The following is a 4,171-nucleotide window of genomic DNA, read 5'->3' on the forward strand; positions in this document are numbered from 1 at the left end:
TTACTCACATTTAAGGAGCTGCCAGCGCTTGCCACACAAGCGTTGCAGCTCTTTTTCATGCTTATTTCACCGTGAGCGCCGCAGGCCGCGCAAACTCCTGTCCAATCGCGCCATGGACCATCCGCACGATACCGACCAGCGCCTGACCGAGCTGGAGATCAAGGCCAGCTACAGCGACGAGCTGCTGGAGCAGCTGAACATGACCATCTACCGCCAGCAGCAGCAGATTGACGCGCTGCTGCAGGAGCTGCACCGCCTGCGCCAGCAGATGCCCGAAGGCGGCAGCGCCGCGCCGCGCAACCTGCGCGACGAGCTGCCGCCGCATTACTGAAACGGCCGGCCTTCAGGCCGCGCTCAGCGCGCCGGCCTGGGTCAGCTTCTCGGCCACGAGCAGCTGGCGCATTTCGGCCTGGCCCATGATGCCGAGTTCTTCGGCGATGACGGCGATGGTCTTGCCGCTGGCCATGGCGGCCTTGGCGATGGAGGCCGACTTTTCGTAGCCGATCAGCGGGTTGAGCGCCGTCACCAGCGTCACCGACTCGGCGATGCGCAGGCCCAGCAGCTCCTCGTTCGCTTCGATGCCCTCGACGCAGTTGACCTGCAGCGTGTGGCAGGCGCGCGCCAGGTGCGTCAGGCTCTTGTGCAGCGCCCAGCCCATCAGCGGCTCGAAGGCGTTGAGCTGCAGCTGGCCGGCCTCGGAAGCCATGGTGATGGCGACGTCGTTGCCGATCACTTCGAAGCAGACCTGGTTCATCACCTCGGGGATCACCGGGTTGACCTTGCCCGGCATGATCGACGAGCCGGCCTGGCGCGCGGGCAGGCGGATGTCGCCGATGCCGGCCTGCGGGCCCGACGAGAGCAGGCGCAGGTCGTTGCTGATCTTCGAGAGCTTGCTCGCGATGCGCTTCAAGATGCCCGAGATGTCGACGAAGGCGCCGGTGTCGGCCGTGGCGGCGATCATGTCGGCCGCCGCGGTCACGGGCACGCCCGAGAGTTCGGCGAGCTTGGGGATGACCACATCCACATAGCCCACGGGCGCGTTGATGCCGGTGCCGATGGCCGTGCCGCCGAGGTTCACCTCGGTCATCAAATAGGCGGATTCGCGCAGGCGCTTTTCGTCGTCGGCAATCATGCTGGCAAACGCGGTGAACTCCTGGCCCAGCGTCATGGGCACGGCGTCTTGCAGCTGCGTGCGGCCGATCTTCAGGATGCCCGCGAATTCGCCGGCCTTGCCCTCGAAGGCACCGCGCAGGCTGGCCAGGGCTTTCAACAATTCCTGGATGCCGAACCAGGTCGCGAGCTTGAGCGCGGTGGGGTAGGCATCGTTGGTGCTTTGCGAGGCGTTGACGTGGTCGTTCGGGTGGACGGCGTCGTAGCGGCCTTTGGGCAATCCCAGGTGCTCGAGGGCACGGTTGGCGATCACCTCGTTGGCGTTCATGTTCGTGGAGGTGCCGGCGCCGCCCTGGATGACGTCGACCACGAACTGGTCGTGCAGCTGGCCGGCAATCAGGTCATCGCAAGCCTTGGCGATGGCGCTGGCCTGGGTTTCGTTGATGGCGCCCAGCTGCAGGTTGGCGTGGGCGGCGGCCTTCTTGACGAAGGCGAAGGCGCGAATGAGTTCGGGCATGTGGGCCACGGTGTGGCCGGTGATCGGAAAATTCTCGACCGCGCGGGCGGTGTGCACTCCCCAGTAGGCCGCGGGAGGGATGGTTTTGACACCGATGAAGTCGTGTTCTTGGCGCATGCAAGGCTCTCAGGATTTGGAAGACGGAACGCGGGGCGGCTTGCTCAGCGAATGCGGCCCCACAAGTGCAAAAGCCCTGCCCGTGGAACTGACGCATACCAGCCCACGGAACAGAGCCTGCCCCGATTATGTCTTGTAAAAGCATGCATTCCATACCAATCGGCATAACCCAGGCGTTTTTGCCCCACCCGGGTGGCACGGCGCCCACAAAAAACGCGCCCGAAGGCGCGTTGCAGGCGGGTGCAGTGCAGGCTTACTTGCCGGCGACCACGCGCACCATTTCGAGGCACTTGTTCGAGTAGCCCCATTCGTTGTCGTACCAGGCGACGACCTTGACGAAGGTGCTGTCGAGCGCGATGCCGGCTTCGGCGTCGAACACGCTGGTGCACGATTCGCCGCGGAAGTCGGTGGCCACCACCTTGTCCTCGGTGTAGCCGAGGATGCCCTTGAGCGCGCCCTGGCTCTGCGCCTTCATCTCGGCGCAGATCTCGGCGTACGAGGCTTCCTTGTTCAGCTCCACCGTCAGGTCGACCACCGACACGTCCGACGTGGGCACGCGGAACGACATGCCGGTGAGCTTCTTGTTGAGTTCAGGGATGACCACGCCCACGGCCTTGGCGGCGCCGGTGCTCGAAGGAATGATGTTTTCCAGGATGCCGCGGCCGCCGCGCCAGTCCTTGTTGCTCGGGCCGTCCACGGTCTTTTGCGTGGCGGTGGCGGCGTGCACGGTGGTCATCAGGCCGCGCTTGATGCCCCACTTGTCATTGAGCACCTTGGCCACGGGGGCCAGGCAGTTGGTGGTGCACGAGGCGTTGGAGACGATGGCCTGGCCAGCGTAGGTGGCGTGGTTCACGCCAAACACGAACATGGGCGTGTCATCCTTCGACGGCGCCGACAGCAGCACCTTCTTGGCGCCTGCGTCCAGGTGCTTCTGCGCCGTGGCCTTGTCCAGGAACAGGCCGGTGGATTCGATGACGACATCGGCGCCGACTTCGTTCCACTTCAGGTTGGCTGGGTCGCGCTCTTGCGTCAGGCGGATCTTCTTGCCGTTGACGATGAGGGTATTGCCCTCGACCGACACGGTGCCCTGGAAGCGGCCGTGCACCGAGTCGTACTGCAGCATGTAGGCCAGGTAGTCGGGCTCGAGCAGGTCGTTGATGCCCACAACTTCGATGTCGCTGAAGTTCTGGATGGCGGAGCGCAGCACATTGCGGCCGATGCGGCCGAAGCCGTTGATACCAATCTTGATCGTCATAGCTTAAGTTTCTCCAGAGTTGATTGCCAAAATCACTTGCGCTTGAGTGCCACCTGCACGGTGGCCGCGACGTTTTCTGCGGTGAAGCCGAAGTGCTCGAACAGCACTGGCGCGGGCGCCGATTCGCCATAGCTGTCGATGCCGACCACGGCAGCGCAGCCGTACTTCCACCAGCCGTCGGTCGCGCCCATTTCGACTGCGATGCGCGGCATGCCGGCCGGCAGGATGGCCTTCTTGTACTTCACGTCTTCGCGGTCGAACGTGGTCGTGCTCGGCATGGAGACGACGCGCACGGCGATCTTCTTGGCGGCCAGCAGGCGCTGCGCCTTGAGCGCCAGCTGCACTTCGGAGCCGGTGGCGATGATGACGGCCTGGGCCTTCTTCTTCAGGCCGACGTCGCTCGGCTCGGAGAGCACATAGGCGCCGCGGCTGATGTCGCCCAGGTCGCGCTTGGGTGCGTAGGGCAGGTTCTGGCGCGAGAGCAACAGCGCCGTGGGCTGGTCGCGGTTGGTCAGGGCGACCGACCAGGCAACGGCCGTCTCGGCCGTGTCGGCGGGGCGCCAGACGTCCAGGCCCGGGATCAGGCGCAGGCTGGCGGCATGCTCGATCGACTGGTGCGTCGGGCCGTCCTCGCCCAGGCCGATGGAGTCGTGCGTGAACACATGCACCACGCGCAGCTTCATCAGCGCGGCCATGCGGATGGCGTTGCGGCTGTAGTCGCTGAACGTCAGGAAGGTGCCGCCGTAGGGGATGTAGCCGCCGTGCAGCGCCACNAGGCTGGCGGCATGCTCGATCGACTGGTGCGTCGGGCCGTCCTCGCCCAGGCCGATGGAGTCGTGCGTGAACACATGCACCACGCGCAGCTTCATCAGCGCGGCCATGCGGATGGCGTTGCGGCTGTAGTCGCTGAACGTCAGGAAGGTGCCGCCGTAGGGGATGTAGCCGCCGTGCAGCGCCACGCCGTTCATGATGGCGGCCATGCCGAACTCGCGCACGCCGTAGTTGATGTGGCGGCCGGTCTGGCCGTCTTCGGTGCGCACCACGGCGCCCGCGGCGTCGAAACGCAGTGCCGGCGTGCTCTTGGTGTTGGTGAGGTTGGAGCCGGTCAGGTCGGCGCTGCCGCCGAGCAGCTCGGGCAGTGCGGCCGTGAAGGCTTCGAGCGCCAGCTGGCT

At 65.4% G+C, this 4,171-nt stretch carries 4 protein-coding genes; 1 reads left to right on the forward strand and 3 read right to left on the reverse strand.

Going from position 1 to position 4,171, the window contains the following annotated elements; genetic code table 11:
* Window positions 1–112 precede the first annotated feature (112 nt).
* Window positions 113–331 (forward strand): SlyX family protein, encoded by a 219-nt coding sequence (locus QZH66_RS14400; RefSeq protein ID WP_305806625.1) that lies wholly within the window; start codon window positions 113–115, stop codon window positions 329–331.
* Between the two features lie 12 nt (window positions 332–343).
* Here QZH66_RS14400 and QZH66_RS14405 read toward each other — a convergent pair whose 3' ends face one another.
* The 3 genes from QZH66_RS14405 to QZH66_RS14415 all read right to left on the reverse strand — a co-directional run.
* Window positions 344–1,744 (reverse strand): aspartate ammonia-lyase, encoded by a 1,401-nt coding sequence (locus QZH66_RS14405; RefSeq protein ID WP_305806626.1) that lies wholly within the window; start codon window positions 1,742–1,744, stop codon window positions 344–346.
* Between the two features lie 253 nt (window positions 1,745–1,997).
* Window positions 1,998–2,999 carry a type I glyceraldehyde-3-phosphate dehydrogenase gene (gap, locus tag QZH66_RS14410; RefSeq protein ID WP_305806627.1) on the reverse strand — a complete coding sequence of 334 codons (1,002 nt, stop codon included), beginning with the start codon at window positions 2,997–2,999 and terminating at the stop codon, window positions 1,998–2,000.
* A gap of 32 nt (window positions 3,000–3,031) precedes the next feature.
* Window positions 3,032–4,171 (reverse strand): transketolase C-terminal domain-containing protein (locus QZH66_RS14415; protein WP_305806628.1); only part of this gene is annotated, 1,140 nt, incomplete at its 5' end.

It is taken from the genome of Stenotrophomonas sp. YIM B06876 (assembly GCF_030711595.1).
Taxonomy (GTDB): Bacteria; Pseudomonadota; Gammaproteobacteria; order Xanthomonadales; family Xanthomonadaceae; genus Stenotrophomonas.

Coding starts and splice junctions, on each gene's coding strand:
- QZH66_RS14405 (WP_305806626.1), bottom strand. CDS start 1,744: ATGCGCCAAGAACACGACTTCATCGGTGTCAAAACCATCCCTCCCGCG.
- gap (WP_305806627.1), bottom strand. CDS start 2,999: ATGACGATCAAGATTGGTATCAACGGCTTCGGCCGCATCGGCCGCAAT.
- QZH66_RS14400 (WP_305806625.1), top strand. CDS start 113: ATGGACCATCCGCACGATACCGACCAGCGCCTGACCGAGCTGGAGATC.